A 26,447-nucleotide genomic window follows, 5' to 3' on the forward strand; every position below is an offset into this window, starting at 1 on the left:
GTGCGGGACAAAACCCGGTCGCGGAAGCGTGGCCGGGTTTTTTCATGTCAATTTCCGCTCCAAGGGCTCGCGCCACTTCACGATTGCGAAAATCGGCCAAGTTTGGTCACCTAGCCATATTGTCAGCAAAACAGAAGGGCTTAAAATCGTCCATCGAACACCTACATGTCGAACTCGCATGGGGATTCGAAGAGGCAGGAATACGTGACGATCGATTTGACTGCCACGAGACGAGTGGCGCGGATGCAAAACGGCGGCGGCGACGGCAATGAGGCCGGCCGCGGGACGGCCGTTATCACGCGCACCAAAACCAAGACCAAGAAGCCCAGCCTTTACCGGGTCCTCATCCTCAACGACGACTACACGCCCATGGAGTTCGTGGTTCACGTGCTGGAGCGTTTTTTCCAGAAGGACCGCGAAGCCGCCACACGCATCATGCTTCATGTTCACAATCATGGAGTGGGCGAGTGCGGGGTCTATACATTCGAGGTGGCCGAGACCAAAGTGTCTCAGGTCATGGATTTCGCCCGACAGAATCAGCATCCGCTGCAATGCGTGATGGAGAAGAAGTGAGGTAACATGCCGGCTTTCTCCCAAGGCCTGGAAAAGGCGCTTCACCAGGCGCTGACGCTCGCCAATGAGCGGCACCATGAATATGCAACCCTTGAACATCTGCTGCTCGCGCTCATCGACGACACCGAGGCGGCCGCCGTCATGCGCGCCTGCAATGTCGATCTCGACGAGTTGAAGCACACGGTTCTCACCTATATCGACACCGAGCTCGACAATCTGGTCACCGGCTACGACGAGGATTCCAAGCCGACCGCCGGTTTCCAGCGCGTCATCCAGCGCGCGGTCATCCACGTGCAGTCGTCTGGCCGAGAGGAAGTGTCGGGCGCCAACGTGCTCGTCGCCATCTTCGCCGAGCGCGAGAGTCATGCCGCTTATTTCCTGCAGGAACAGCAGATGACCCGCTACGACGCGGTCAACTATATTTCGCACGGCATTGCCAAGCGTCCGGGCGCGTCGGAAACGCGTTCGCCGCGCGGCGCCGATGACGAGCAGGGCGGCCAGAACGGCGCCGAGCCGCAAGAGGAAGGCGGCAAGAAGAAGCAGCAGCAGGACGCGCTGACCGCTTATTGCGTCAACCTCAACAACAAGGCCAAGGCCGGCAAGATCGATCCGCTGATCGGCCGCGAGTCCGAGATCAACCGCACCATCCAGGTGCTGTGCCGCCGCTCCAAGAACAATCCGCTCTATGTCGGTGATCCCGGCGTCGGCAAGACGGCGATCGCCGAAGGCCTCGCCAAGCGCATCGTCGAGGGCGACGTTCCCGAAGTGCTGCACAATGCCACGATCTTCGCGCTCGACATGGGCACGCTGCTTGCCGGCACGCGCTATCGCGGCGATTTCGAGGAGCGGCTGAAGCAGGTCGTCAAGGAACTCGAGGACTATCCCGGCGCGGTGCTGTTCATCGACGAGATCCACACGGTCATCGGGGCAGGGGCTACATCAGGCGGCGCCATGGACGCGTCGAACCTGTTGAAGCCGGCCTTGTCGTCGGGTGCGATCCGCTGCATCGGCTCGACCACCTACAAGGAATTCCGCCAGTTCTTCGAGAAGGACCGTGCCCTGGTGCGGCGCTTCCAGAAGATCGACGTCAACGAGCCGACCATCGAGGACGCCATAGAGATCATGAAGGGCCTCAAGCCCTATTATGAGGAGTTCCACAAGGTGAAGTTCACCAACGAGGCGATCAAGGCCTCGGTGGAGCTGTCGGCGCGCTACATCAACGACCGCAAGCTGCCGGACAAGGCGATCGACGTGATCGACGAGACCGGTGCCTCGCAGATGCTGGTGCCCGAAGCCAAGCGCAAGAAGACGATCGGCATCAAGGAGATCGAAGCGACGATCGCCACCATGGCCCGCATCCCACCAAAGACGGTTTCGGCCGACGACGAGAAGGTGCTGCAGGGTCTCGATATCGAGTTGAAGCGCGTCGTCTATGGCCAGGATACCGCGATAACCGCGCTGACCTCGGCGATCAAGCTGGCGCGTGCCGGCCTGCGCGAACCGGAGAAGCCGATCGGCTCCTACCTGTTCTCGGGCCCGACCGGCGTCGGCAAGACCGAAGTGGCCAAGCAATTGGCTGCATCGCTCGGTGTCGAGCTGATCCGCTTCGACATGTCGGAGTATATGGAACGCCACACCGTATCGCGGCTGATCGGCGCGCCTCCCGGCTATGTCGGCTTCGACCAGGGCGGTCTGTTGACCGACGGCGTCGACCAGCATCCGCACTGCGTGCTTCTGCTGGACGAAGTCGAGAAGGCGCATCCGGACCTGTTCAACATCCTGTTGCAGGTGATGGACCATGGCAAGCTGACGGACCACAACGGCAAGCAGATCGATTTCCGTAATGTGATCCTGATCATGACCACCAATGCGGGCGCGTCGGATGCGCAGCGTGCGGCGATCGGCTTCGGTTCGACCAAGCGCGAAGGCGACGACGTCGAGGCGATCAACCGGCTGTTCACGCCGGAATTCCGCAACCGTCTCGATGCGATCATCCCGTTCGGCTCGCTGCCGGTGCCGGTCATCCATCAGGTGGTGCAGAAGTTCGTCATGCAGCTCGAGGCCCAGCTTTCCGAGCGCGGCGTCACCTTCGATCTGTCGCCCGATGCCATCGCCTGGCTCGCCGACAAGGGTTATGACGAGCGCATGGGTGCGCGGCCGCTCGGCCGTGTCATCCAGGAGCACATCAAGAAGCCGTTGGCCGACGAGGTGCTGTTCGGCAAGCTCAAGAAGGGCGGCACGGTGCGTGTCACCGTCGAGAAGAAGGAAACCGGCGAGACCGGCCTGAAGCTCGAATCGCTCGCCGACGAGGCGCCGGTGAAGCCTAAGAAGGAAGAGCCGGAAGAAACGCCGAAGCCGACAAAGGCCGTGGCGAAAAAGCCCGCGGCCAAGAAGCTGGTGGCGCCGAAGCCCGAAGCCAAGGGCAAGGACGGCGGCAAGCGCAGCCTCGTGCCGCAATTGCCCAGAAAGAACTGACCTTAAAGCGCGTCGCATCGAAACGGATTCGGGCGACGCGCTTTAAGTTTCTTTTTTGTGCATGTCGCTGCCCCAAAACCGGGGCCACTTTTGGGCGACATGCATTAGCGAAAGTCGAAAAAGCCCCGGAGACGGGGCTTTTTTCATTGGAGCAATGAGGGACGCATGGCCGGGCAGATCGTCATCCTGAACGGTGCGCCGAGATCGGGAAAATCAAGCATCGTCCAGGCCATCCAGGAGAATCTTGATGGTGTCTGGATCAATCTCGGTGTCGACGTTTACGAACAGGCCACGCCACCACGCTATCGGCCTGGAATAGGCTTGCGGCCGGGCGGCGAGCGTCCGGACCTTGAAGGCCTGGTGGCCGATTTCTACGCCGCGCTCTACGAATCGATCGCCGCCCACAGCCGGCTGGGGCTGAACGTCGTGGCGGATGTCGGCCACCACGATGCCTATTCAAAACCCCTCGATTGCCTCGCCGATTGCGCGCGCCGTCTCGCCGGCCTGCCGGTGCTGTTCGTCGGCGTCCGCTGCCCGACAGCAATCATCATGCAACGACGCGCCGCCAGTGAGGCGGCACGGGGATATGTGACCGGCTCGCCCGGCGATCCCGTGCCGATACCCGTGCGTCTGTGGCAGGAGGAGGTGCACCGGCCAGGCGTGTACGACCTGGACGTCGACACCTCCCTGCTGAGCCCCACGCAATGTGCCGATGCGATCCGCCGGCGGCTGGAGCAAGCGATCGCTCGGCCGAGCGCGATCGAGCAACTGGCTCAAACCACCGCCAGGTGAAATTGCTTCGTCGCAAAGCGAGATGCGGCGTCAGCTTCGCAGCGCCGCTCGTATCTTTTCGGCGCTCTCAGCCAGCACTTCCGGCTTCTCCATCCCGCCCGTGTGCGGCTTCAGGGGAATGCCGTCAAAGCGTGGGATGACATGCACATGCAGATGATAGACGGTCTGCCCCGAGGCAGGCTCGTTGAACTGCATGACGGTGACGCCGTCGGCGCCAAACCCTTGTTTGACGGCCCGCGCCACTTTCCGGACGACCGTGAAAAGCGGTCCGAACGTTGACGGATCGGCGTCGAGCAGGTTGCGCGACGGCGCCTTCGGCACCACCAGCGTATGGCCCGGCCCCTGCGGCATCACATCCATGAAGGCGACGACCGCTTCGTCCTCGTAGACGCGGTGCGAGGGAATTTCACCGCGCAGGATCTTTGCGAAGATGTTGTCGGTGTCATAGGCGGCCTCAGCCATGGCGAACGCTCCGGATTGTGCCTTTCGTGTAGCGAAGCCGTCGAAAGTCGGCAAGACGATCGGGTAAAGTCGCCCCGCCGATCGGCGCAGACCGGTCGCTACTCCTCGAGATCCCTGCGGAATGGGGTGTGCTCTTCCAGATATTCGCTCATCCGCTCCACCTCATGCCGTTCGCGCCTGAGATAGTCGGCAACGGCGTTGCGCAGGCCGGGGTGCGCGATGTAGTGCGCGGAATGCATGGTCACCGGGCGGTAGCCGCGCGCCAGTTTGTGCTCTCCTTGAGCGCCGGCCTCGACAACCCTGAGCTTGCGCTCGATGGCGAAGTCGATCGCCTGATGGTAGCAGACCTCGAAATGCAGGAAGGGATGGTCCTCGATGCAGCCCCAGTTGCGGCCGTAGAGTGCGTCGGAGCCGATGAAATTGATGGCGCCGGCAATGTAGCGCCCGTTGCGCTTGGCCATCACCAGCAGGATGTCGTCGGCCATGCGTTCGCCGATCAGCGAGAAGAACTGGCGGCTGAGATAGGGCCGGCCCCATTTGCGGCTGCCGGTGTCCATGTAGAAGGCGAAGAAGTCGTCCCAGGCCTTTTCGGTGAGATCCTTGCCGGTCAGCCATTCGATCGAGATGCCGTTGGCCAGCGCCTCGCGCCTCTCCTTCTTCATCGCCTTGCGCTTGCGCGAGGCAAGGGTGGCGAGGAAGTCGTCATAGGTTGAAAAGCCTTCGTTGAAGAAATGGAACTGCTGGTCGGTGCGATGCAGGAACCCTGCCGCTTCCAGCACCTCGACGTCGCATTCCTGGGCGAAGGTCACATGCGCTGAAGAGACGCCGAGTTTTTGCGTGACCGCCTTCAGGCCCGCTGCCAGTCCCGCTTTGACGGCGCCGACATCCTCGCCCTTGGTGACCAGCAGGCGAGGGCCGGTGACCGGTGTGAACGGCACCGCGCATTGCAGTTTTGGATAGTAGCGACCGCCGGCGCGTTCGAAGGCATCCGACCAGCCATGATCGAACACATATTCGCCCTGGCTGTGCGATTTGAGATAGCACGGGACCGCCCCGAGCAGCTTGCCCTGCGCGGTCTCCAATCGCAAATGATGACCTTGCCATCCTGTGCGCCGCACGGCGCAGCCTGAGTCTTCAAGTGCACTCAGAAAAGCGAATGAAACGAGCGGGTTGTAGCCGTTTTCTGCGTTGCCTCGCGTGGTTCCGCTGAGGCTGTTCCACTCGTCCGGGGTGAAAGCGCCGATGCCAGCGGCGATGCGGATCAAATAGTCCGCATTCGCCATCTGGTCATCGCCATCGTCGCCTTGATCCATGGGGCTTATTTAAGCTCCGTCCGGCCGGGTACAAGTCACGTTTCAGACACCGACTTCAGGCGACTTTGACCAGGTCGGGTTCGAATCCCTCGAACGTCATCTGGTCGGCATATCTATAGGTCAGGTCGACCGCCGGCTGGTCATGTACCGTCCAGGTGATGACCGGCATCTTCAGCTTCTCGCGGACGAAGCTGACGAACCGGTTGGGCAGGTCGCCGGCGGCATAGGAGGTGAAGGCGATCTCATGCGCCAGCATGGCGAAATGCGCCTCGATCAGCTTGACGTCCTTGCCGTAGGCGGTCAGTCCGGCCGGAATGCCCGGCGCGTGTTTCGGAAAATCGCGGATGAGCCAGTGGTCGAACGACATGATCGCCGACTTGCCCTTGTAGCGCTTGAGCATCTTGCCGACGATCGCCACGAGACCCTCGTCGCGGCCCGGGATGCCTTTCAGCTCAACGACCATCGGCACACGGCCATCGACCAGGTCGAGCGCTTCCTGCAGCGTCGGTAGATGATCCGACGTGCCGCCGACCTTGAGCGCCGTGAGCTCCGCCGCGGTACGCTGCCAGACGAAACCGTCCTGACCGGTCAGCCTCTGCAGATCGTCGTCATGAATGATGACGGGAACGCCGTCCAGCGACAGATGCACGTCGCATTCGATGGCGTAGCCGCGCTCGGCCGCGGCCGCGAAGGCGGAAAGCGTGTTTTCCCAGCGCGTCTTGTTCATGTCGTGGAACCCGCGATGGGCGACAGGCCGGGCGGTCAGCCAGGATAGGTCGGTCATGGTCGTCTCCTGGCTCACTCGACTTCGAAGATCGCTTCGATTTCGACTGCGGCATTAAGTGGCAGCGAGGTGGTGCCGACAGCGGAGCGGGCATGCTTGCCGCGCTCGCCAAGTGCCGCAACCAGGAAATCGGAGCCACCGTTGGCAACCAGATGCTGTTCGACAAAATCCGGCGTCGAGGCGACGAAGACCGTGATCTTCACCAGGCGGCGGATTTTCTCGAGGTCGCCGAGTGCGGCCTTGGCCTGCGCCAGGATGTTGATCGCGCAGTATTTTGCCGCGTCCTTGCCGGCCGCGGTTTCGACGTCACGGCCGAGCAGGCCGCTCGCCTGCAGCTTGCCGTCCTTGAGCGGCAACTGCCCGGCGGTGAACAAGAGGTTGCCGGTCCTGCAATAGGGCACATAGTTGGCGGCGGGCGCGGCGGCGACAGGAAGCGTCACGCCCAGATCGCTTAGCCGCTTTTCGATTGTTTCACTCATGGTATTTCCCTATTGCTTGGGTGACGCCGCGCTGGCCGGGCTGAAATTGCTATTTTTGCCTCGCTTCCGCCACGACTTTTTTTAAGCTGGACCATCTTTCCCTGCGGCCTGCCATCAGCCGCGACGATCGGAGTACCTCATGCGCGCAACGCGCCTCGCATTCAATGCCGTCCTGTTGTCGGCGGTGTTCTCGGTAGGCCCTGCTTTCGCCGTGCCGGCGCTGCAAGCCCACCGCGCTGTTTACGATCTCACCCTCAACAAGGCATCCGATCAATCCGGCATCACGGGCATATCCGGCCGCATGGTCTACGAGTTCAACGGCTCGGCCTGTGAAGGCTATACGGTGAAATTCCGTTTCGTCACCCAGATCGTCACCAACGAGAACACGAAGCTGACCGACCAGCAGACGACCACTTTCGAGGACGCCGAAGGCAAGACCTTTTCATTCGTGACGAAGTCCTTCGTCGACCAGAACCTCGACAAGGAGGTCAAGGGCATCGCCACGAAAGAGACCAAGGGGTTGAAGGTCGATATCGACAAGCCCGAAAAGAACAGCCTCGAACTGGCTATGACCCAATTTCCGACTCAGCATCTGGTCGAACTGATCGGCAAAGCCGAAAAGGGCGAGAATTTTTACGAAACCAACCTTTTCGACGGTTCCGAAGACGCCAACAAGGTGATGACGACCACGGTCGTCGTCGGCAAGAGAACCGATGCCGACAAAGCCGACCCGGAGGCCCCGGCATTGGCGAAGCTCGCCACCGACAAATACTGGCCGGTCGACATCGCCTATTTCGACGACACCGACAAGACAGGCGAAGAGGTCCCGGAATACCGGATCAGCTTCAAGCTGCACGAGAATGGCATCACCCGCGACCTCGTCATGGACTATGGCGACTTCTCGATGACCGGCAAGCTGGTCAATCTTTCGCTGTTCGACCAGGCGAAAACCTGCCCGACCAAATAGTGCTTCAGCTGGCCAGTTGATTCACGACGACACGGCGTTGTCGTGGCAAACGACTTGAACGCGCCGTAATTGCTCCCCAACTTCCTCCAGCGTCGAGACGCAAAAGGGGGGAGCAGCTTGAGCAGGATCGATGTCTTCGTGGCGCCGAGGCCAAATCCGGCGCTGATCAGGGCCATGACATCAGTCAACCGGATCGTCATGCTGCGGGGGATACCGGGTTTTCGCGATATCTTGCCGTTCAACCGCCTGGCCGGGCTTCGTGGCGTCGCCAATGTCCACCATATCGACTTTCCGCATGCCGACCTCGAGCGGCTGAAGGCCAGTTGCGGGGCGGGGAAGGCGACCTTCGTCACGCCCAATCATCCAGAGTTCTTCACCGACTGGATGATCGACAAGGAGATCGTGTCGCAGGTCAGCCCGCTTGCCGCTTCCTGGGCAACGAATGGCGTCGTCAACGGGCTTGGCCGGCTGATGCAGAAATTCTGGCTGGCCAACAACCTGATCGCCCAGATTCCCGGCAACAGCGGGGCAGCCAAGGAACACTCCGTCGCCTGGGCATTGAAAGGCCATGGCGTGCTGCTGCATCCAGAAGGCGGCGTCGGCTGGCATGCCAACATCGTGGCGCCGTTGCTGCCGGGCGCCGTCGAGATGGGGCTTGAGGCGCTCAAGCGAGGTCGGGCCACGGATCCAGATTTCAAGGTCTGGATCGCGCCGGTCGTCTGGAAACTGGTCTTCACCAGGAATGTCGAAGCGGCGCTGGCGAAGGAATGCACCTTTGTCGAGAAAAACCTGAAAATAGAACGCCAAGCGACCGACACGCTGCCACAGCGCATCCACCATATCTATTCGACGCTGCTGGCCCGCGACGAAGCCGCGTGGAGCCTGTCATCCGAAGAGGGCGCGAGCTATGCCGGGCGCCAGAAGGCTTTGGTCGCCGAACTCAGCCGTCGGCTTGGCCAGGCCATTTCTCCAGACACCGCCGTCCCCGACACCACCGAGCTTCTGAGGCTGGCGCGTCGTTGGCAGCGCGAAAACACCGGCGATGCGGACGAGCAAAAGAAGGTCCGCGCGCTCGCCGACACGATTCAGAGGCTGCAACGCGTCGGGTCCTGGGCCTCGGCCAATCCGCGTATCACGCAGGAAGAGATCGCCGAGCACCTGAAGCGGATCCGCAACGACTATTGCTGGAGCGGATTGCGCGACACGATGAACCGGCTCATTCCGCAGCCGGCCGGACCGCGCTGCGCCTACATCCGGGTACCCGATCCACTTGGCTTGCATGAGCATGCCGGCTCGGTCGACGATGCGGTTGCCGAGTTGCACCGTCGCATGCAGGCCACAGTCGCCAGCACGGTGGCTGAGCTTACGGCCGGTGGCAGCTTCATTTTCTATCCGAATCCATTCTATCGTCACTGTCATTCACACGGGCCATGAGGCCGATCGTCATTCGCTTGCGAAGAATGGCGGATTGCAAAGAATGAAAGGCAGACAGCAAGCTTCATGGCAGTCTATGTCGACGCGGCGATCTGGAACTGGGCTGGCCATCGCTGGTGCCATCTGATGGCTGACGACACCGACGAGTTGCATCGCTTCGCCGCGCAACTCGGCCTCAAGCGCTCATCCTATCAGGGGCCGCCCAAGACTTCGGCGCCGCACTATGACATAACCGGCTTCGAGCGCGACCGGGCGGTGCGGCTCGGCGCTTTCGAATGCAGCCGCGAGGAGATCGTCGCGATCTTCCGGCGGGTGCGGGTGCCCAATGGAAAGGCTCGGCGATGACACCAACGGCATTTCTGGCTTATTGCGCCGCGATCACGCTTGCAGCCGCAACACCGGGACCGGCGATGTTCGCGGTCATAACCAATGGTGTGTCGCGCGGGTTTCTTCGTGCGTTCGTGGCCGGGGTCGGCGTCGCCGCCGGCGATGCCGTGCTGGTCACCCTGGCGTTGCTCGGACTGGTGGCGTTGGCCCAGACTTTCGAATGGGTTTTCCTCCTGCTGAAATACGCGGGCGCTACCTATCTGGTTTTTCTCGGCATCAGGATGTGGCGAGCCGCGGCCACGCAATCGGATGAACCGCGGGCGTCGCAGGCGCGATTGTCACGGTCGTTCTTCCTCGGCGCATCCATCGCGCTGGGCAATCCGAAGGCGATTCTGTTCCACGCTTCGATCATGCCGCTGATCCTGAACCTCAACACCATGACCCTTGCCGACGGACTGCTGGTTGTCGCGGTCGTAATCAGCGTCAACATCCTCACCATGGGTATTTATGCTGCACTTGCCGGGCGGGCTTCGGGCTGGTTCAGGACGCCGAGACGCATGCGACTGATGAACAGGTTTGCCGGCGGCGCGATGATCGGCACAGGAGCGCTGATTGCCGCACGCTGAGTGGTGAAACGCCACACGGCTTGCGTTTGTCGCGCATCCCCTCTATATGCGCGCTCATTCCACACACGGACTTTGGTGTCTGCCCGGGAGAAATCCGGCTGAAACCTCCGGTGGCGTTCGAGGACAAAGTCCAAAAATGCCTGTGTCCGTGGAGGCTAACCGGAAAGGAACTAAGAATGGCTCTGCCTGATTTCAGCATGCGCCAGCTTTTGGAAGCTGGCATTCACTTCGGCCACCAGACCCACCGCTGGAACCCGAAAATGGCGCCCTACATCTATGGCGCCCGTAACAACATCCACATCATCGACCTCTCGCAGACGGTGCCCTTGCTGCACCAGGCGCTGAAGCAGGTTTCCGACACTGTCGCCAAGGGCGGCCGCGTGCTGTTCGTCGGCACCAAACGCCAGGCGTCCGACATCGTCGCCGATGCGGCACAGCGTTCGGCCCAGTACTACGTCAATTCGCGTTGGCTCGGCGGCATGCTGACCAACTGGAAGACGATCTCGAACTCGATCCAGCGCCTGCGCAAGCTCGACGAGATGCTGGCCGGCGAGGCCCAGGGCCTCACCAAGAAGGAGCGCCTCAATCTCGACCGCGAGCGCGAGAAGCTCGACAAGGCGTTGGGCGGCATCAAGGACATGGGCTCGACGCCCGACCTGATGTTCGTCATTGACACCAACAAGGAAGCGATCGCAATCCTCGAGGCCAAGCGCCTCGGCATCCCGGTCGTCGCCATCATCGATTCGAACTGCGACCCGGACAAGATCGACTTCCCGATCCCCGGCAATGACGACGCTGCCCGCGCCATCCAGCTCTATTGCGACCTGATCGCCAAGGCTGCGATCGACGGTATCGCCCGCCAGCAGGGCGCGCTCGGCGTCGACATCGGCGCTTCGGTCGAAGCTCCGGTCGAACCGGCTCTCGATTCGGCTCCGGCATCGGAAGCCCCCGAAGCATAACAATCGAAGGCCGGTTGCGGCCTTCATCTTTCTCATATTTTGGCACGCTAAACAGACGCATCATCGAGGTTCGATGGTGCGTCGGTGCATTTAAAAACAAAGAGGGCGACAATGAGCATTTCGGCTGCACAGGTCAAAGAACTCCGCGACTTGACCGGCGCGGGCATGATGGATTGCAAGGCGGCGTTGAACGAAACCAACGGCAACATGGAAGAGGCCATCGACTGGCTGCGCAAGAAGGGCATTTCCAAGGCCGACAAGAAGGCCGGCCGCACCGCGGCTGAGGGCCTGATCGGCGTCGATTCCGGCCCGCGCGAAGCGGCCGTCGTCGAAGTCAATTCCGAGACCGACTTTGTTGCTCGCAACGCTGCGTTCCAGGAGATCGTTGCCAATGTGGCCAAGGTCGCGCTCGCCTACGGCGGCAAGACCGACGCGGTTGCAGCGGCCAAGTATCCAGGTTCGGACAAGTCGGTCACCGACACCATCAAGGACGCCGTCGGCACCATTGGCGAGAACCTGGGCTTCCGCCGTTCGGCCAAGCTGACCGTTCCGCATGGCGCCGTCGCCACCTACGTCCACAACGCGGTTGCCGATGGCCTTGGCAAGCTCGGCGTGCTGGTTGCGATCGAGACCACGGGCAACGAGCATGCGGCCAACGCGTTTGCGCGTCAGGTCGCGATGCATGTCGCTGCCACCAGCCCGATGGCGCTGACCACCGAAGAACTCGATCCGGCGGCAATCGAGCGCGAGAAGGCGATCTTCTCCGATCAGGCGCGCCAGTCCGGCAAGCCGGAAGCGATCATCGAGAAGATGGTCGAAGGCCGTCTGCGCAAGTTCTACGAGGAAGTCGTCCTTCTGAAGCAGGCCTTCGTGCTCAATCCCGACATCACTGTCGAGAAGGCGCTGAAGGATGCCGAGAAGGACATCGGCGCTCCGGCCAAGATCACCGCCTATCTGCGCTTTGCGCTGGGCGAAGGCATCGAGAAGGAAGAGACCGATTTCGCGGCGGAAGTCGCGGCGGCGGTCAAGAAGTAAGCTGTCGCGACAGCTATCCTTCTGACGAATTTTATCGGCCGGGTGTCCGCAGGGATGCCCGGCCGATTTCTTGTGCGGTGTCGATGAAGGCCCTGAGCTTCGGCGCCATCGACGCCCGGCGGGGAAAATAGAGGAACAGCCCGGGCTCGTCGATCGCGGCTTCGCGCAGCACCTCGACCAGCCGGCCGGCCTGGATGTCGGCTCGCACCAGCGGCTCGAACAGGTAGGCCAGCCCGATGCCGGCCAGCGCCATGTCGCGCGCCGACAGCGGATCGGTGACGACGACGCTGCCACGCGTTTCGACGCCGATATCATTGCCCTGGTCGGACAGATCCCAGCGATAGAGCGCGCGCGATCGCAACAGACGATAGCCGATGCAGTTGTGGCTGGAGAGATCAGCCGGCGTTCGCGGCTTTCCGTGGCGGCCAACATAGGCGGGGGAGGCGACGATGATCGTTCGGAACGGCGCGGTCAGCCGTACCGTCACCATATCCTCGGCAATCATCTCGCCCAGCCTTATGCCGGCGTCGAAGCCTTCGCCGACAATGTCGCTCAGGCGCTCGTCGGTGAACACCTCCACCGTCACTTCGGGATAGCGCTCGGCCATTGCCGACAGGATGGGCATCAAGGTGAGCGGCAGCGCCAGGCGCGGCACATTGATCTTGAGCAGACCGCTCGCCCTGCCTTTGACCGAGCGAATCCGCTCGATCCTGTCGGTAATGTCTTCCAATGCCGGTCCCGCCGCCGCAACGAGCGCCTCACCGGCCTCGGTCAAAGCAACGCTTCGCGTGGTGCGGGCAAACAGCGGCTGGCCGATCCTCTCTTCGACAAGGCGCACCGCGTGGCTGACCGCCGAAGGGCTCATGCCAAGTTCCGCGGCGGCCGACGCAAAGCCGCCGCGCCGCGCCACGGCGACGATGACGGGAAGATGGCTGAGCAGGTCGCGATCCATTCATGCATGATATCGCATAGTCTATACAGATAATGCAATCTTCTCGACGCCGGCGCGCTGGCCCACATTGTCGCCAACAGATCGGCGACTGGCTGATGCGCAAAGGAGAAGAGACATGAATGCATTGAAGTACGCGACCTTCGCGGCGGGTATTGCGCTGGCGCCGGTCGATGCCGGCGGAGCCGAGCCATCCCGCGAAATGACGCCCGCCGATGAGCGCGCGGTCATCCGTATCGCCGATGCCATCGATCACGCCGTCGATGCCCAGGATTGGCGGCTGGCCCGCAGCTACTTCGCCGACCGTGTCACCGTCGACTTCAGCAGCCTGAGTGGACAGCCCTCGGCCACCATCGCCTCGGACGATCTGATCGGGACCTGGGCAGCGAATCTCAGGGGCAGCAAGACCAGCCTGCATCTGCGCACCAACCACCAGGTCGCTATCGACGGCGACGCCGCGACCGTCTCCTCCAACGGCTATGCCTGGAACCGGATGGAAGGCAATGGCGACCCGCTCTGGGAAGTCTGGGGCACTTACGAACACCACCTGACCCGTTCGGGCGCGGGTTGGATGGTTGGACGGCTTCACATTCCGCATGACGCATGAGCGCGGCAATCCGTGGGTCAAGGCGACCCCCGGACAGGATCGGCATTGAACAGGATCGGAACGACATCATGACCATGTCCTACTACACCCTTGGCAACAGCGGGCTACGAGTCACCCGCCTGGCACTCGGGACCATGACCTTCGGCACCGAATGGGGCTGGGGTGCCGAGAAGGAGACGGCGCGCGCTCTGGTCGAGGCCTATGTCGAGGCAGGCGGGAATTTCTTCGACACCGCCGACGCCTATACCGGCGGCACCTCCGAGACCTGGCTTGGCGAGTTCATCGCCGAGCGCGGCCTGCGCGACAAGGCGGTGATCAGCACCAAGTTCAGCATGAATCTGGAGCAGGGCAATCCGAATGCCGGCGGCAATGGCCGCAAGAACATCATCCGCGCCGTCGAAAGCTCGCTGAAGCGGCTCGGTACCGACTATATCGATCTCTATATCCTGCATGCCTGGGACAGGCTGACGTCGCCGGAAGAGGTGATGCGGACGCTTGACGATCTGGTGCGCGCCGGAAAGATCCGCCATGTCGGCCTCTCCGACGTCCCCGCCTGGTACGCGAGCAGGGCGCAATCCGTCGCCGAGCAACGCGGCTATGAACCGGTTTCGGCGCTGCAGCTCGAATATTCGCTGGCCGAGCGCAACATCGAGCATGAATTCGTGCCGTTCGGTACGCGCTACGGCGCCGGCATTATGGTCTGGAGCCCGCTGGCAAGCGGCCTTCTGAGTGGCAAATATCGTTCGGATACAATTAATAACGCCGGTGGCAGACTGGAGACGATGCGCGGCTCGAGCAATCCGGGCTTTCAGAAATTCAGCGACCGCAACTGGGCAATCGTTGCCGAACTGGAAAAGGTTGCCGGCGAGCTTGGCCGCGGCATGGCCCAGATCGCCTTGAACTGGGCGGCGACAAGGCCAGGTGTCGCCTCGGTGATCATCGGTGCGACCAGGCTGGATCAGCTCAAGGACAATCTCGGCGCGCTCGATTTCGAGATTCCGCGAGAGCTTCTGGCACGGCTCGACGCAGTCAGCCAGCCAGTCACGCCGTTTCCATATTCGTTCTTCGGACCGGAAATCCAGGGCGGCCTGACCGGGGGCCAGGCGGTCGGCGGCAAGCCGATGGGCTACTTCCCGGACCTGCTGATAGAGGGCGCTTTTGCCGGCGTCAGCTAATGATTGGCTGAGCGTCTCGATCTCGAATTTCCGGCTCGGGCGCCGCGTGACATCGCGGCGCCCTTCGTGTATCGGAACACGGCATCGCGCCATGTTTCGGAGCGGCGCCTGCGCGAGGGTAGCCACCCGGAACGCGTCACATGCAAAATGACGAGGACCAGATGACGGTGAAGCCCCTCTACCGACGTGTCTTGTTGAAAGCGTCGGGCGAAGCGTTGATGGGCGAACAGCATTTCGGCATCGACGTTTCGGTGGTGGATCGCATCGCCGCCGATATCGCCGAAGCCCGCGCACTGGGCATCGAGGTCGGCGTCGTCATCGGCGGCGGCAACATCTTTCGCGGCGTGGCCGTGGCCTCCAAGGGCGGTGACCGCGTCACCGGCGACCACATGGGCATGCTTGCCACGGTCATCAATTCGCTGGCGCTGCGCACGTCATTGAACAAGATCGGCGTCGACGCCGTGGTGCTCTCTGCGATTGCCATGCCCGAACTCTGCGAGAGTTTCTCACAGCGCCAGGCAACCGCCTACATGAACCAGGGCAAGGTAGTGATCTTTGCCGGCGGCACCGGCAATCCGTTCTTCACCACTGATTCGGCGGCTGCACTTCGTGCGGCCGAAATCGGCGCCGACGCGCTGTTCAAGGGCACTCAGGTCGACGGTGTCTACTCGGCCGACCCGAAGAAGGACCCGGATGCGACGCGTTTCGAGCGCATCAGCCATGGCGAAGTCATAAAACGCGGCCTCTCCATCATGGATACGGCTGCGATTGCACTTGCGCGCGAAAACAACATTCCGATAATCGTCTATTCGATCCACGAAAAAGGTGGGTTTGGCGATATTCTAAGGGGCGGCGGCCGCTGCACGGTCGTCGCGGACGATTGATCCTGGGGCCTGGTCCCGAAAAAGGGATGCCGGTTTTCGAAAATCAGGCTCGAACACGGGGCCTTGCCCCGAAGCAGTGAACCCGTGCTAGACGGGTCGAGGAGATTAAGATGAGTGGTGAGTACGACGATCTCAAGCGGCGCATGGACGGGGCAATCGCCGCGTTCAAACATGATCTGGCTTCGCTGCGGACCGGTCGCGCCTCCAGCAATCTGCTCGACGCGATCCAGGTGCAGGCCTATGGCACCACCATGCCGATCAACCAGGTCGCCAACGTTTCGGTGCCGGAACCGCGCATGATTTCGGTGTCGGTCTGGGACAAGTCGATGGTCGGCGCGGTCGACCGCGCCATTCGCGAATCCAATCTGGGCTTCAACCCGATCGTCGACGGCACCAATCTCAGGATTCCGCTACCCGAGCTCAACGAACAGCGCCGCAAGGAACTGGTCAAGATCTCGCACGGCTACGCCGAGAACGCCCGCGTCGCCGCGCGCCACGTGCGCCGCGATGGCATGGACTTCCTGAAGAAGGCGGAAAAGGACGGCGACATCAGCGAGGACGATCAGCGCAAGCGTTCCGAACAGGTCCAGAAACTTACCGACGAAACGATCAGCACCATCGACCACCTGCTTTCCGATAAGGAAGCTGAAATCATGCAGGTTTAGGGTTTGGCCATCGGCTGACCCGAAAGCGAGAACATGGCAACGCCCGCGCATGTCGCGATCATCATGGACGGAAACGGACGCTGGGCCAAGGCGCGCGGCATGCCTCGTCTTGCTGGCCATCGGGCCGGTGTCGAAGCGCTACGCAAGACGGTGCGCGCCGCACCTGGGCTCGGCATCTCCTTCCTGACTGTCTATGCCTTCTCGTCGGAGAACTGGTCGCGGCCGAAGTCCGAGGTCAGCGACCTGATGGGCCTGCTGAAACTGTTCATCCGCCGTGATCTCGCCGATTTGCACCAGAGCGGTGTGCGGGTCAGAATCATCGGCGACAGGGCAGGGCTGCAATCCGACATCAGGGGGCTGCTCGACGAGGCCGAATCGCTGACCGCCGCAAATGAAGCGCTGACGCTGGTGATCGCCTTCAACTATGGCGGACGYGACGAGATTGTGCGCACGGCGCGCAAGCTTGCCGCGGCCGTGGCCCGTGGCGAACTCGACAGCGAGGCGATATCCGCCGAAAGCTTTGCCGGCGCACTCGACACGCAAGGCATCCCCGACCCGGAACTGGTCATCCGCACCAGTGGTGAGCTGCGGCTGTCGAACTTCCTCCTGTGGCAGGCTGCCTATAGCGAGCTTGTCTTCCTGCCTTGCTACTGGCCCGACTTCAGCCGCGAGCATCTTGCCGAGGCCCTGCGCGAATTTGCCAGCCGCGAACGCCGATTCGGCGGACTTGGCTCGCAGGACGTTACCTCGCGACCGGCCGCAGGATGAGCAATCTCCAGCTTCGCGTCATTTCGGCAGTCGTGCTTGCCATCATTACCCTCAGCTTGACCTGGTTTGGGGGGCTGCCGTTCCGGTTGCTGTGTGCCGTGATGACGGCGGTGATCTTCTATGAATGGACACGCATGTCGCGCCCAGCCGAGGCCACGGGCCTGGGGTTCCTGCCGGAAGCGCTGCTGGTTGTTTTCATCGGCGCCTTGATTGCCGGCCTTGCCGCATCGTGGCTGCTGCCGCTTGTCGTGGTGGCGGTTGCCGCAGTGGCGATTGCCGCCTCGGTTCGCAAGACCGGACAATGGGACGCGGCCGGTCTTGCCTACGCCAGTGTTTCCGGCCTGTCGCTTGCCCTGTTGCGCGACGGTGATCGTTCAGGCCTCGTCGCCATCCTGTTCCTGTTCGCGGTCGTCTGGGCCACCGATATCTTTGCCTATTTCGTTGGCCGTACGGTCGGCGGCCCAAAACTGGCGCCGTCGATCTCTCCCGGCAAGACGCGCAGCGGCGCGCTCGGCGGCGCTGTCGGCGGAGTTGTGGCCGGACTCATCCTGGCCGCGGTTGCCGGCGTCGGCAATCTGGCGTTGCTCGGCCTTGTGGCGCTCGTGCTGTCGATTGTCGCCCAGGCTGGCGACCTGTTTGAATCCTGGATCAAGCGCCGCCACGGTCGCAAGGATTCGGGTGCGCTCATCCCCGGTCACGGCGGCGTCATGGACCGTGTCGACGGGCTTGTCGCGGCGGCTTTCGCCCTATACGTCATCGGCTGGATTTCGGCGACCGCCGATCATCCGGCGCAGGGGGTGTTTCCGGTTTGAGAGGCGTCATTTCAGGGCCCGATGCGCGCCGCGCCTTGGATTCGCCTGGATTGATGCCACAGTCACGGCGCTATCCGCGCCGCGGAAGAATTTGAGGGTTTGTCTTGAACGAGATTCTTCACGCGCTTTTCAGCACACAAGGCTTCGTCCTTGGCACGCTCGTGCCGTTCCTCTTTGTGCTGACCGTGGTCGTGTTCGTCCATGAAATGGGCCATTACCTGATCGGGCGCTGGTGTGGCATCGGGGTCAAGGCCTTCTCGATCGGCTTCGGCCCGGAGCTTTTCGGCTTCAGCGACAGCCACGGCACGCGCTGGAAACTGTGCGCGATACCGCTTGGCGGCTATGTCAAATTCGTCGGCGACATGAACGCCACATCGAGTCAGCCGACTTCGGAAGAGATCGAGACGCTGACCGAGGAGGAACGCAAGGTCGCTTTTCACACGCAGCCGATCTGGAAGCGCGCGGCGACGGTCGTCGCCGGGCCGCTGTTCAATTTCCTGCTGACGATCGTCGTCTTTACCGTGTTGTTTTCCGCCTATGGCCGCTATGTCGCCGAGCCGATGGTCGCCGAGGTGACGGCTGACAGCCCGGCGGCGAAAGCCGGCATCCTGCCCGGTGACCGATTCGTCAGCGTCGACGGCAGCAAGGTCGAAACCTTTGGTGACGTCCAGCGCCTGGTTTCCGGCCGTGCCGGCGACGCCATCACCTTCGTCATGCTGCGCGACGGCAAGGAGGTCACGGTGACCGCGGCGCCGCGGCTGATGGAACAGGAAGACGCGCTCGGCAACAAGGTGAAGGTTGCCGTGATCGGCGTCGTCAACAACAAGGAACTCGGCCAGCCCCGCCTCGTCACCTACACGCCCGTCGGGGCGGTTGCAGCGGCAGTCGAGGAGACTGGGCATGTCATTCAGCGCACTGGTCAGTTCCTGCAGCGTTTCGTTGTCGGGCGTGAGGATAAATGTCAGCTGGGCGGCCCGGTGAAGATCGCCGACATGGCCGGCAAGGCAGCGAAACTTGGGTTCGAATGGCTCGTGCAACTGATTGCACTGCTGTCTGTCGGCATCGGGTTTCTGAACCTTTTGCCGATTCCCCCCCTCGACGGCGGCCATCTCTTGTTCTACGGGGTGGAGGCCGTCATTCGCCGTCCGGTGTCGGATCGGATGATGGAAATGGCCTATCGGGCCGGGTTGCTTCTGGTGCTGTGCTTCATGGGTTTCGTTTTCTGGAACGATCTGTTTGGATGCTGAAATCATGAAGAAATTTGGCTTTGGCATGGACGTTGTTGAGACGCCGTTTACCATGCCCGGGAATATGAGTGACGCGAAAGCCACGCCGCAAGGTTAAGTAAATTCAAATTAACCAGAAGCCTTGCGTGTAGGGAAAATCCGGTTAATACGGTAGGAGAAATTACCGCACGTCCGGTTTTCTCGCCGTGGGGACTACGAGAAAAGGTTATTAAGCCCGATGAAGGCAGCATCCAAGTTTCTGAGCGCCGCGTCCGCGGTGACCCTGTCTGCGGCCCTTGTGGTGCCAGGCGCGCTCGCAGTGCAGTTCGTTGCCACATCGGCGGCCGAAGCCGCTGTCGTCAGCAGAGTAGAAGTGAGCGGCAACCAGCGTATCGACGCTGAAACCATCCGCAATTACATCACCATCAAGCCGGGCAAAGCCTTCTCCAGCTCCGATATCGACAGCGCGGTCAAGGCGCTGTTCGGCACCGGCCTGTTCTCGGATGTGCAGATCAATCAGGTCGGCTCGACGCTGGTGGTCAAGGTTGCCGAATACCAGGTCGTGAACCAGGTGCTGTTCCAGAACAACAAGAAACTCAAGGACAACGCGCTTGAGATGGCGGTGCAGTTGAAGCCGCGCGGAACATTTTCGCAGGCGACACTCGACTCCGACGTCGAAGCGGTCAAAGCTGCCTACAGGCGCATCGGTCGTGACGATGTGACTGTGACCACGCAGGTCATGCAGCTTGGCGACAACCGCGTGAACGTCGTCTTCAACATCAGTGAAGGCGACCGCACTCAGATCGCGGCGATCAATTTCGTCGGCAACAGCGCCTATTCCAGCCGCCGCCTGTCGGATGTGATCAATACCAAGCGTTCGTCCTGGGTTTCCTTCATTCTGCGCGACGACGTCTATGACGACGACAAGCTGCGCGCCGACCAGGAGCTGCTGCGCCGCTTCTATTACAATCACGGCTATGCCGATTTCCAGGTCGTGTCCGCCGTCGGCGAACTCGACAGTGCGACGAACAAGTACACGGTCACCATCACCGTCCAGGAAGGCGACCGCTACACGTTCGGCGATGTCAGCGTCGAAAGCACGATCCCGGAAGTCGACTCGAAGTCGCTGGAATCGGTGGTCGAGACCCGCAAGGGCGACGTCTACAATGCCAAGGACGTCGAGGACACCATCATCGCGCTGACCGAGAAGGTGGCCGGTTCCGGCTATGCCTTCGCGCAGGTGACGCCGCGCGGCGACCGCAATTTCGAGAACCACACCATTTCGGTGGTCTACACCATCGACCAGGGCACCAAAGCCTATATCGAACGCATCGAGATCCGCGGCAACGACCGCACGCGTGATTATGTCATTCGCCGCGAGTTCGACGTCAGCGAAGGTGACGCCTTCAATCAAGTTCTCATCCAGCGCGCGAAGAAGCGCCTGGAAAACCTGAATTACTTTGAAAAAGTCGATATCTCGACTGTTCCAGGTTCGCAGCCTGACCAAGTCGTGCTGGTGGTCGACGTTGTCGAAAAATCGACCGGCGAATTCTCGGTCGGCGCCGGCTACTCGACCGGTGGAGACACGGCGGGTCCGTCCATCGAAGGATCGATCACCGAGCGCAACTTCCTCGGCCGCGGCCAGTTCATCAAGCTGTCAGCAGGCGGCGGCAAGAATTCGCGCGACTACAGCCTGTCCTTCACCGAACCCTATTTCCTCGGACGGCGCATCGCAGCCGGCTTTGATATCTACCAACAGACCCGGAACTACGATCACTACGATAGCGAGACCACGGGTGCGACGGTACGCTTCGGTCTGCCGATCACCAACAGTATCTCGACGCAGTTGGCGTACAACATCGCACGGGAAAAGTACGAGTACGACTCTGGTTGCGATGACAATGGAGACGGCGTGCTGGGCGACTGCGATGTTTCGCAGGCGATCGTTCAAGGTATCGAGGAAAGCCCCTGGATCAAGTCGTCGGTCAGCCTGGGGCTGGTCTACAACACCATCGACGACATGAAGAACCCGCACGAAGGCATCTATGCCACAACGACGGCCGAATTTGCCGGCCTCGGTGGCGATGCCAAGTATGTGAAGCTGACTGGGCGCGGCAGCATCTATCAGACGCTTTCAGAGCAGTTCGATCTGGTTGGCCTCCTCTCGGCTGGCGCAGGTCATGTCGAGGGCTACGGCGGCGATGGCGGTTTGCGTATCTTCGATCAGTTCCAGAGCACCGACCGCATGATCCGTGGTTTCGAATATGGCGGCATTGGCCCGGTGGACAGTGTTACGGGTGACCATCTCGGCGGCACAACTTATTTCAATGCCTCGGCCGAAGCCCAGTTCCCACTGCCAGTCATTCCGGAGAGCTTCGGGCTGCGCGGCGCGGTGTTCGCGGACGCAGCAACGCTCTATGGCACCAAGATCGAGAATGCGGCTGTCACCCAGACGTCGACTGACCTGAAGCTGCGCGCCTCGGTCGGCCTCGGCTTGATGTGGGCATCGCCGTTCGGTCCGATCCGTATCGACTATGCGATCCCGGTCAAGAAGGAAGCGACCGACAACGTGCAGGAGTTCAATTTCGGCATATCGACCCGCTTCTGATCGACGGCCAACGATGCTCCCGGATTTTTCAGGTCCGGGAGAGATGTTCCGACCTAGCTGGATATAGCTTCTGGAATGACCGATCCGGTGTTCTTCGCGCCATCACGCCGGTATACGGCGGGCGAAGTCGCGAATCTGACCGGCTCGGTGCTTGTCGATTCCGGCCAATCCCATATCTCGATCGAGGCGCTCGCGCCGGCCAATGAAGGCGGCGAGAATGCGCTTGTTTTCGTCGATGGCAAACGCAATTCCGCGCTGATGCTGTCGCTGCGAGCGGCCGCGGTCCTGTGTCCGGCGGAATTCGCGAGCAAGGCGCCGGCGGGCATTGCGGTTCTCGTTCATCCGCGTCCGCAACAGGCCTTCGCGCTGGTCGGCCGTCTGCTCTTCCCGACGGCCGCGACACCGGGACCAATGACCAGTGAAACCGGTGTCTCGCCGCATGCTCATATCGATCCGACCGCGCATGTCGAGGCAGGAGCTGTCATCGAGGCAGGTGCCGTCATCGGGCCGGGTGCTTCGATCGGCGGCGGTACGGTCATTGCGCCCAACGCGGTCATCGGACAATCCTGCCAGATCGGCCGCGACGGCTATGTCGGTCCAGGCGCCAGCATCCAGTATGCCTTGATCGGCAACCGCGTCATCATCCATGGCGGCGCCAGGATCGGCCAAGATGGTTTTGGCTTCGTCGGCGGCGCCAAGGGACCYGAACGCGTGCCGCAGGTCGGCCGTGTCGTTATCCAGGACGATGTCGAGATCGGCTCCAACACCACCGTCGATCGGGGCGCCATGTCTGATACGATCATTGGCCAGGGCACCAAGATCGACAATCTCGTACAGATCGCCCATAACGTCCGCATCGGCCGCAATTGCATAATAGCCGGGCTTTCGGGTATTTCGGGTTCCGTGATCGTTGGTGACAATGTCACCATGGGCGGCGGCGTCGGGCTTGCGGATCACCTGACCATCGGGTCTGGGGCCAAGCTCGCCGCCAGAAGTGGGTTTATGAGCAATGTCCCTGCAGGCGAGATCTGGGGTGGTTATCCGGCACAGCCGATGGCGGAAGCCATGCGGGAGATAGCCATGCTGCGCAAGCTCGCCAGGACCCGCAAACAGGGCGAGGGAGGCAATGGCTGACATGATCGCTTCGACGACGCTGGAAGCGGTCGACATTATGGGGCTCATGAAGCTCCTGCCGCACCGCTATCCGTTCCTGATGATCGATCGCATCGTCGACATCGATGGCGACGAGTCCGCCGTCGGCATCAAGAACGTGACCATAAACGAGCCGCATTTTCAGGGCCATTTCCCCGAGCAGCCGGTGATGCCGGGAGTGCTCATCGTCGAGGCGATGGCGCAGACGGCCGGCGCCATCTGCATCCGCAGCCTGCGCACTGAAAAGCCGTCATTGGTCTATTTCCTGACCATCGACAATGCCAAATTCCGCAAACCGGTCGTTCCCGGCGACCAGTTGAGGATCCATGTCAAGAAAATCAAGAAACGCGGCAACCTGCTGAAATTCGCTTGTGAAGCCATGGTCGACGGCGCCAAGGCGGCCGAGGCCGAGATTTCAGCCATGATGGTCACCAGCGACTGACGATCGAATGCTTATGAAAATCAAGACATCCATTCATGCTTCCGCTGTCGTGGAGGAGGGCGCCCAAATCGGTCAAGGCGTGCGCATTGGGCCGTTTTGTCATGTCGGCGCCGATGCGGTGATCGGCGACGGCGTCGAACTGGTCAGCCATGTCTCGGTGATGGGCGCGACCACCATCGGTGCCTCGACCAAGGTCTACCCGATGGCAATACTGGGCGGGCCGCCGCAGAACACCAAGCACAAGGGCGGCCGCACCACTTTGGTCATCGGCACGAACTGCACGATCCGCGAAGGCGTGACCATGCATCTCGGCACCGATTCCAGCCGCGGGGAGACGACGATCGGCGACAATGGCAATTTCCTTGCCTACGCCCACATCGCCCATGATTGCGTCGTCGGCGACAATGCGACGTTCGCCAACGGAGCGACGCTGGGCGGCCACTGCGAGGTCGGCAACAACGTCTATATTKGCGGACTGACGGCGGTTCATCAGTTTGTCCGTGTCGGCGACAATGCCTTTCTGGGCGGCTGCTCAGCGATCGTGGGCGATGTCATTCCCTATGCCATCGCGGTTGGCAATCGCGCCAGTCTGCGCGGCCTCAACATCATTGGCCTGAAGCGTTCTGGCCTGCCGAGGTCCGAAATCCATGTGCTGCGGAAGGCTTACAAGATGATCTTCGATCGCTCTCGCACCGTTGGCGAGAACATCGAATTCGCCAAGGCCGAATTCGCGTCGTCGCCGACCGCCATGAAGATCGTCGATTTCATCACCAGTCGCGGCAAGCGGCATTATGCGGTGCCGTCGCTCAAGGGCGGCGATGGCGACGATGTCGATGACGAAGGCTGAGACCGCGGCAGCCGGTCTTGATCTCCCATCGGGCGCCAGGGTCGGCATCATCGCCGGCGGCGGCAGCCTGCCGGTCGAAGTCGCGGCCGGCGCGGCGCAACGAGGCCATCCTCCCTTTGTCATCCTGATGGAAGGCGAGGTGGACCGCATGGCGGAGCTCTCCCGGTATGAGCATGAAAGCCTCGCTCTGGAAGGTATCGGCTCGCTGATACCCTTGTTGAGGCGGCACCGGATTACCCACCTGGTGCTTGCGGGCGAGATCAAGCGCAGGCCACGATTGCTTGCGCTGCGGCCCAGTCTCAGCCTGCTCGCGGTGATTCCCCTGGTGGTCATGGCGCTGGCGCGTGGCGACGATGGCTTGCTGAAGGTGGTGGCACGAGGTCTCGAAGCACGAGGCATAAAGATCGTCGGCGCCCACGAGATCGTGCCAGACCTCGTCGCCRCCGAGGGTGTCCTGACCAAGGCCTCGCCACGCAAATCGGACTGGCTCGACATCGAGGCAGGCCTTGCAGCGGCAAAGGCGATTGGGGCGCTGGATATTGGCCAGGCGGCGATCGCAGTCGGTGGCCGCACCATTGCGCTCGAAGGCATCGAGGGAACAGCCGGACTGCTTGATCGCGCGAAGCTGTTGCGTGGCCACGGCCGTATCGCGGGCAAGACCCGCGGCGTGCTGGTCAAATGCGCCAAGCCTGGCCAGGAACTGCGTGCGGATCTTCCTTCCATCGGTCCGCAGACGATCGAGGCGGTACATGCGGCCGGGCTTGCCGGCATTGCCGTCGAGGCGGGACGTTCGCTGGTTCTCGAAGGCCCTGAAACCGTCGCGCGCGCCAACGCCCTCGGCCTGTTCGTCATCGGTCTGCCTGCCGCTACGGAGCCGCATCATGCCTGACAGGGCATTGAAGATTGCGATTGTTGCCGGCGAAGAGTCGGGCGATCTGCTTGGCGCCGACATCGTGCGTTCGCTCAAGCAGGCTACCAGGCGCGAGGTGGAGCTCGTCGGCCTCGGCGGCCGCCATTTGCAGGCGCTGGGACTGACGTCGCCATTCGATGCCGGCGAGATCGCCCTGATGGGTTTCAGCGCCATCCTACGCGACCTGCCACGCCTGATGCGGCGGATCAACCAGCTGGCCAAAACCGTTGCGGACGAGAAGCCCGATTGCCTCGTCACCATCGACAGTCCTGACTTCTCGTTGCGCGTCGCCAGGAAGGTGCGTGGGGCCAATCCGTCGATCCCGATCATCCACTATGTCTGCCCAAGCGTGTGGGCATGGCGGCCGGGCAGGGCGGTGGCCATGAAGCCCTATGTCGACCATGTACTCTGCATCCTGCCGTTCGAGGTGAAGGAACTCGAACGACTGGGCGGCCCGCCCGGAACCTATGTCGGGCATCGCCTCACCCATGATGCAGGCGTGCTCGGTGCTGCCAAGGCGCAGGATCTGCCGCGCGATCTTGCGTCTCCGGATCGCGTCAAGACACTGCTCGTCCTGCCTGGTTCGAGGCGCGGCGAGGTGCGACGGCTGCTCGAGCCGTTCGGCGAGACGGTGTCGATGCTGCATGCGCGCGGGCATCGCCTGCGGCTGCTGCTGCCGACCGTCCCGCATGTCGCCGACCTCGTCAGGGCCTCGGTCACACGGTGGGATGAGAAACCCGAGATTATCCTTGATACCCAACGCAAATGGCAGGCCTTCGGCAAGGCCGATGCGGCGCTGATCGCGTCGGGGACGGTATCGCTGGAGCTGGCGCTGGCCGGTGTGCCGATGGTCTCCTGCTACAGGCTCGATCCCGTCGCGCGCGTCGTGGCGCCTTACCTGTTGTCCGTCTGGTCGGCGCTGTTGCCCAACCTGATCGCGGATCGGGCGCTGGTCCCGGAATTCTATAATGAGTACGTCAAGCCGAACAATCTGACCCGGCAACTGGAAGCGCTGTTCGCCGACAGCGGGATGCGCGCCTGGCAGAAGCAAGGTTTTGCCGAGATTACCCGGCGCATGGCGACCGACAAGCCGTCCGGCGAGATCGCGGCGGGCGTCGTGCTTCGCCACATAAGAAAAGCGCCCTGACGGGCGCCTTTCTCAATCCGGAAAGCCTC

27 protein-coding genes are annotated in these 26,447 nt (G+C 62.0%); 22 read left to right on the forward strand and 5 right to left on the reverse strand.

Annotated features, from left to right (window positions below; genetic code table 11):
• Nucleotides 1-243: 243 nt before the first annotated feature.
• The 3 genes from clpS to AC1D0I_RS23495 all read left to right on the forward strand — a co-directional run bounded on the left by clpS (nt 244) and on the right by AC1D0I_RS23495 (nt 3,840).
• Complete coding sequence (clpS, locus tag AC1D0I_RS23485) at nt 244-573, forward strand: ATP-dependent Clp protease adapter ClpS (RefSeq protein WP_010909565.1); 330 nt, start codon at nt 244-246, stop codon at nt 571-573.
• A 6-nt stretch (nt 574-579) separates the two neighbouring features.
• A complete protein-coding gene (clpA, locus tag AC1D0I_RS23490; RefSeq protein ID WP_095091822.1) occupies nt 580-3,048 on the forward strand; it encodes an ATP-dependent Clp protease ATP-binding subunit ClpA in 2,469 nt (822 codons plus the stop codon).
• Nucleotides 3,049-3,213: 165 nt separating this feature from the next.
• Nucleotides 3,214-3,840, forward strand: coding sequence for a chloramphenicol phosphotransferase CPT family protein (locus tag AC1D0I_RS23495; RefSeq protein ID WP_477398072.1), 627 nt, complete (start codon nt 3,214-3,216; stop codon nt 3,838-3,840).
• A 30-nt stretch (nt 3,841-3,870) separates the two neighbouring features.
• On the opposite strand, the gene AC1D0I_RS23500 is transcribed toward AC1D0I_RS23495, so the two are convergent.
• The 4 genes from AC1D0I_RS23500 to AC1D0I_RS23515 all read right to left on the reverse strand — a co-directional run bounded on the left by AC1D0I_RS23500 (nt 3,871) and on the right by AC1D0I_RS23515 (nt 6,878).
• Nucleotides 3,871-4,302 (reverse strand): HIT family protein, encoded by a 432-nt coding sequence (locus AC1D0I_RS23500; protein ID WP_477398074.1) that lies wholly within the window; start codon nt 4,300-4,302, stop codon nt 3,871-3,873.
• 98 nt (nt 4,303-4,400) lie between these two features.
• Nucleotides 4,401-5,615, reverse strand: a complete 1,215-nt coding sequence (locus AC1D0I_RS23505) for a GNAT family N-acetyltransferase (RefSeq protein ID WP_477398076.1) — start codon at nt 5,613-5,615, stop codon at nt 4,401-4,403.
• A 55-nt stretch (nt 5,616-5,670) separates the two neighbouring features.
• A complete protein-coding gene (locus AC1D0I_RS23510; RefSeq protein WP_477398078.1) occupies nt 5,671-6,399 on the reverse strand; it encodes a glycerophosphodiester phosphodiesterase in 729 nt (242 codons plus the stop codon).
• Between the two features lie 14 nt (nt 6,400-6,413).
• Nucleotides 6,414-6,878 carry a RidA family protein gene (locus tag AC1D0I_RS23515; RefSeq protein WP_477227270.1) on the reverse strand — a complete coding sequence of 155 codons (465 nt, stop codon included), beginning with the start codon at nt 6,876-6,878 and terminating at the stop codon, nt 6,414-6,416.
• A gap of 139 nt (nt 6,879-7,017) precedes the next feature.
• Between AC1D0I_RS23515 and AC1D0I_RS23520 the strand changes: the two genes are divergently transcribed.
• From AC1D0I_RS23520 to tsf, 6 genes are all read left to right on the forward strand, one after another.
• A complete protein-coding gene (locus AC1D0I_RS23520; protein WP_477398080.1) occupies nt 7,018-7,845 on the forward strand; it encodes a cell envelope integrity EipB family protein in 828 nt (275 codons plus the stop codon).
• A gap of 117 nt (nt 7,846-7,962) precedes the next feature.
• A complete protein-coding gene (locus tag AC1D0I_RS23525; protein WP_477398082.1) occupies nt 7,963-9,279 on the forward strand; it encodes a lysophospholipid acyltransferase family protein in 1,317 nt (438 codons plus the stop codon).
• A 66-nt stretch (nt 9,280-9,345) separates the two neighbouring features.
• Complete coding sequence (locus tag AC1D0I_RS23530) at nt 9,346-9,624, forward strand: DUF4031 domain-containing protein (RefSeq protein WP_095081470.1); 279 nt, start codon at nt 9,346-9,348, stop codon at nt 9,622-9,624.
• Nucleotides 9,621-10,232, forward strand: a complete 612-nt coding sequence (locus tag AC1D0I_RS23535) for a LysE family translocator (RefSeq protein WP_477398084.1) — start codon at nt 9,621-9,623, stop codon at nt 10,230-10,232. Before AC1D0I_RS23530 ends, AC1D0I_RS23535 begins: the two co-directional genes overlap by 4 nt.
• 176 nt (nt 10,233-10,408) lie before the next feature.
• Complete coding sequence (gene rpsB / locus AC1D0I_RS23540; protein WP_477398086.1) at nt 10,409-11,191, forward strand: 30S ribosomal protein S2; 783 nt, start codon at nt 10,409-10,411, stop codon at nt 11,189-11,191.
• A 111-nt stretch (nt 11,192-11,302) separates the two neighbouring features.
• Nucleotides 11,303-12,226, forward strand: coding sequence for a translation elongation factor Ts (gene tsf / locus AC1D0I_RS23545; RefSeq protein ID WP_457152196.1), 924 nt, complete (start codon nt 11,303-11,305; stop codon nt 12,224-12,226).
• Nucleotides 12,227-12,257: 31 nt separating this feature from the next.
• Here tsf and AC1D0I_RS23550 read toward each other — a convergent pair whose 3' ends face one another.
• The gene (locus AC1D0I_RS23550; RefSeq protein WP_477398087.1) at nt 12,258-13,178 is read right to left on the reverse strand and encodes a LysR family transcriptional regulator; all 921 of its coding nucleotides are present in this window, start codon (nt 13,176-13,178) and stop codon (nt 12,258-12,260) included.
• A gap of 115 nt (nt 13,179-13,293) precedes the next feature.
• Here AC1D0I_RS23550 and AC1D0I_RS23555 point away from each other — a divergent pair, with 115 nt between their 5' ends.
• The 13 genes from AC1D0I_RS23555 (at nt 13,294) to lpxB (ending at nt 26,418) form a co-directional block, all read left to right on the forward strand.
• Nucleotides 13,294-13,782, forward strand: a complete 489-nt coding sequence (locus AC1D0I_RS23555; RefSeq protein ID WP_477398089.1) for a nuclear transport factor 2 family protein — start codon at nt 13,294-13,296, stop codon at nt 13,780-13,782.
• Between the two features lie 68 nt (nt 13,783-13,850).
• Complete coding sequence (locus tag AC1D0I_RS23560; RefSeq protein ID WP_477398090.1) at nt 13,851-14,957, forward strand: aldo/keto reductase; 1,107 nt, start codon at nt 13,851-13,853, stop codon at nt 14,955-14,957.
• A gap of 161 nt (nt 14,958-15,118) precedes the next feature.
• Nucleotides 15,119-15,841, forward strand: a complete 723-nt coding sequence (pyrH, locus tag AC1D0I_RS23565; protein WP_013895365.1) for a UMP kinase — start codon at nt 15,119-15,121, stop codon at nt 15,839-15,841.
• Nucleotides 15,842-15,951: 110 nt separating this feature from the next.
• Nucleotides 15,952-16,506: a ribosome recycling factor gene (gene frr / locus AC1D0I_RS23570; protein WP_477398092.1), complete on the forward strand. Its 555-nt coding sequence runs from the start codon at nt 15,952-15,954 to the stop codon at nt 16,504-16,506.
• Nucleotides 16,507-16,539: 33 nt separating this feature from the next.
• Complete coding sequence (locus tag AC1D0I_RS23575) at nt 16,540-17,274, forward strand: isoprenyl transferase (protein ID WP_477398094.1); 735 nt, start codon at nt 16,540-16,542, stop codon at nt 17,272-17,274.
• The gene (locus tag AC1D0I_RS23580; protein WP_477398096.1) at nt 17,271-18,086 is read left to right on the forward strand and encodes a phosphatidate cytidylyltransferase; all 816 of its coding nucleotides are present in this window, start codon (nt 17,271-17,273) and stop codon (nt 18,084-18,086) included. The genes AC1D0I_RS23575 and AC1D0I_RS23580 overlap by 4 nt, the downstream gene beginning before the upstream one ends.
• Nucleotides 18,087-18,190: 104 nt before the next feature.
• A complete protein-coding gene (rseP, locus tag AC1D0I_RS23585) occupies nt 18,191-19,333 on the forward strand; it encodes an RIP metalloprotease RseP (protein WP_477227264.1) in 1,143 nt (380 codons plus the stop codon).
• Nucleotides 19,334-19,550: 217 nt separating this feature from the next.
• A complete protein-coding gene (gene bamA / locus AC1D0I_RS23590) occupies nt 19,551-21,920 on the forward strand; it encodes an outer membrane protein assembly factor BamA (RefSeq protein WP_477304147.1) in 2,370 nt (789 codons plus the stop codon).
• 75 nt (nt 21,921-21,995) lie between these two features.
• Entirely contained in the window at nt 21,996-23,054 is a 1,059-nt protein-coding gene (lpxD, locus tag AC1D0I_RS23595) for a UDP-3-O-(3-hydroxymyristoyl)glucosamine N-acyltransferase (protein WP_184874162.1), read from the forward strand.
• Nucleotides 23,047-23,514, forward strand: a complete 468-nt coding sequence (gene fabZ, locus AC1D0I_RS23600) for a 3-hydroxyacyl-ACP dehydratase FabZ (protein ID WP_095081436.1) — start codon at nt 23,047-23,049, stop codon at nt 23,512-23,514. Before lpxD ends, fabZ begins: the two co-directional genes overlap by 8 nt.
• Nucleotides 23,515-23,527: 13 nt before the next feature.
• On the forward strand, nt 23,528-24,361 hold the full coding sequence (lpxA, locus tag AC1D0I_RS23605; protein WP_477398098.1) for an acyl-ACP--UDP-N-acetylglucosamine O-acyltransferase: 834 nt from the start codon (nt 23,528-23,530) through the stop codon (nt 24,359-24,361).
• On the forward strand, nt 24,348-25,250 hold the full coding sequence (locus AC1D0I_RS23610; RefSeq protein WP_477398100.1) for an LpxI family protein: 903 nt from the start codon (nt 24,348-24,350) through the stop codon (nt 25,248-25,250). The genes lpxA and AC1D0I_RS23610 overlap by 14 nt, the downstream gene beginning before the upstream one ends.
• Complete coding sequence (gene lpxB / locus AC1D0I_RS23615; RefSeq protein WP_477398102.1) at nt 25,243-26,418, forward strand: lipid-A-disaccharide synthase; 1,176 nt, start codon at nt 25,243-25,245, stop codon at nt 26,416-26,418. The genes AC1D0I_RS23610 and lpxB overlap by 8 nt, the downstream gene beginning before the upstream one ends.
• Nucleotides 26,419-26,447 lie beyond the last annotated feature (29 nt).

Source organism: Mesorhizobium sp. P2_D1 (assembly GCF_056404455.1).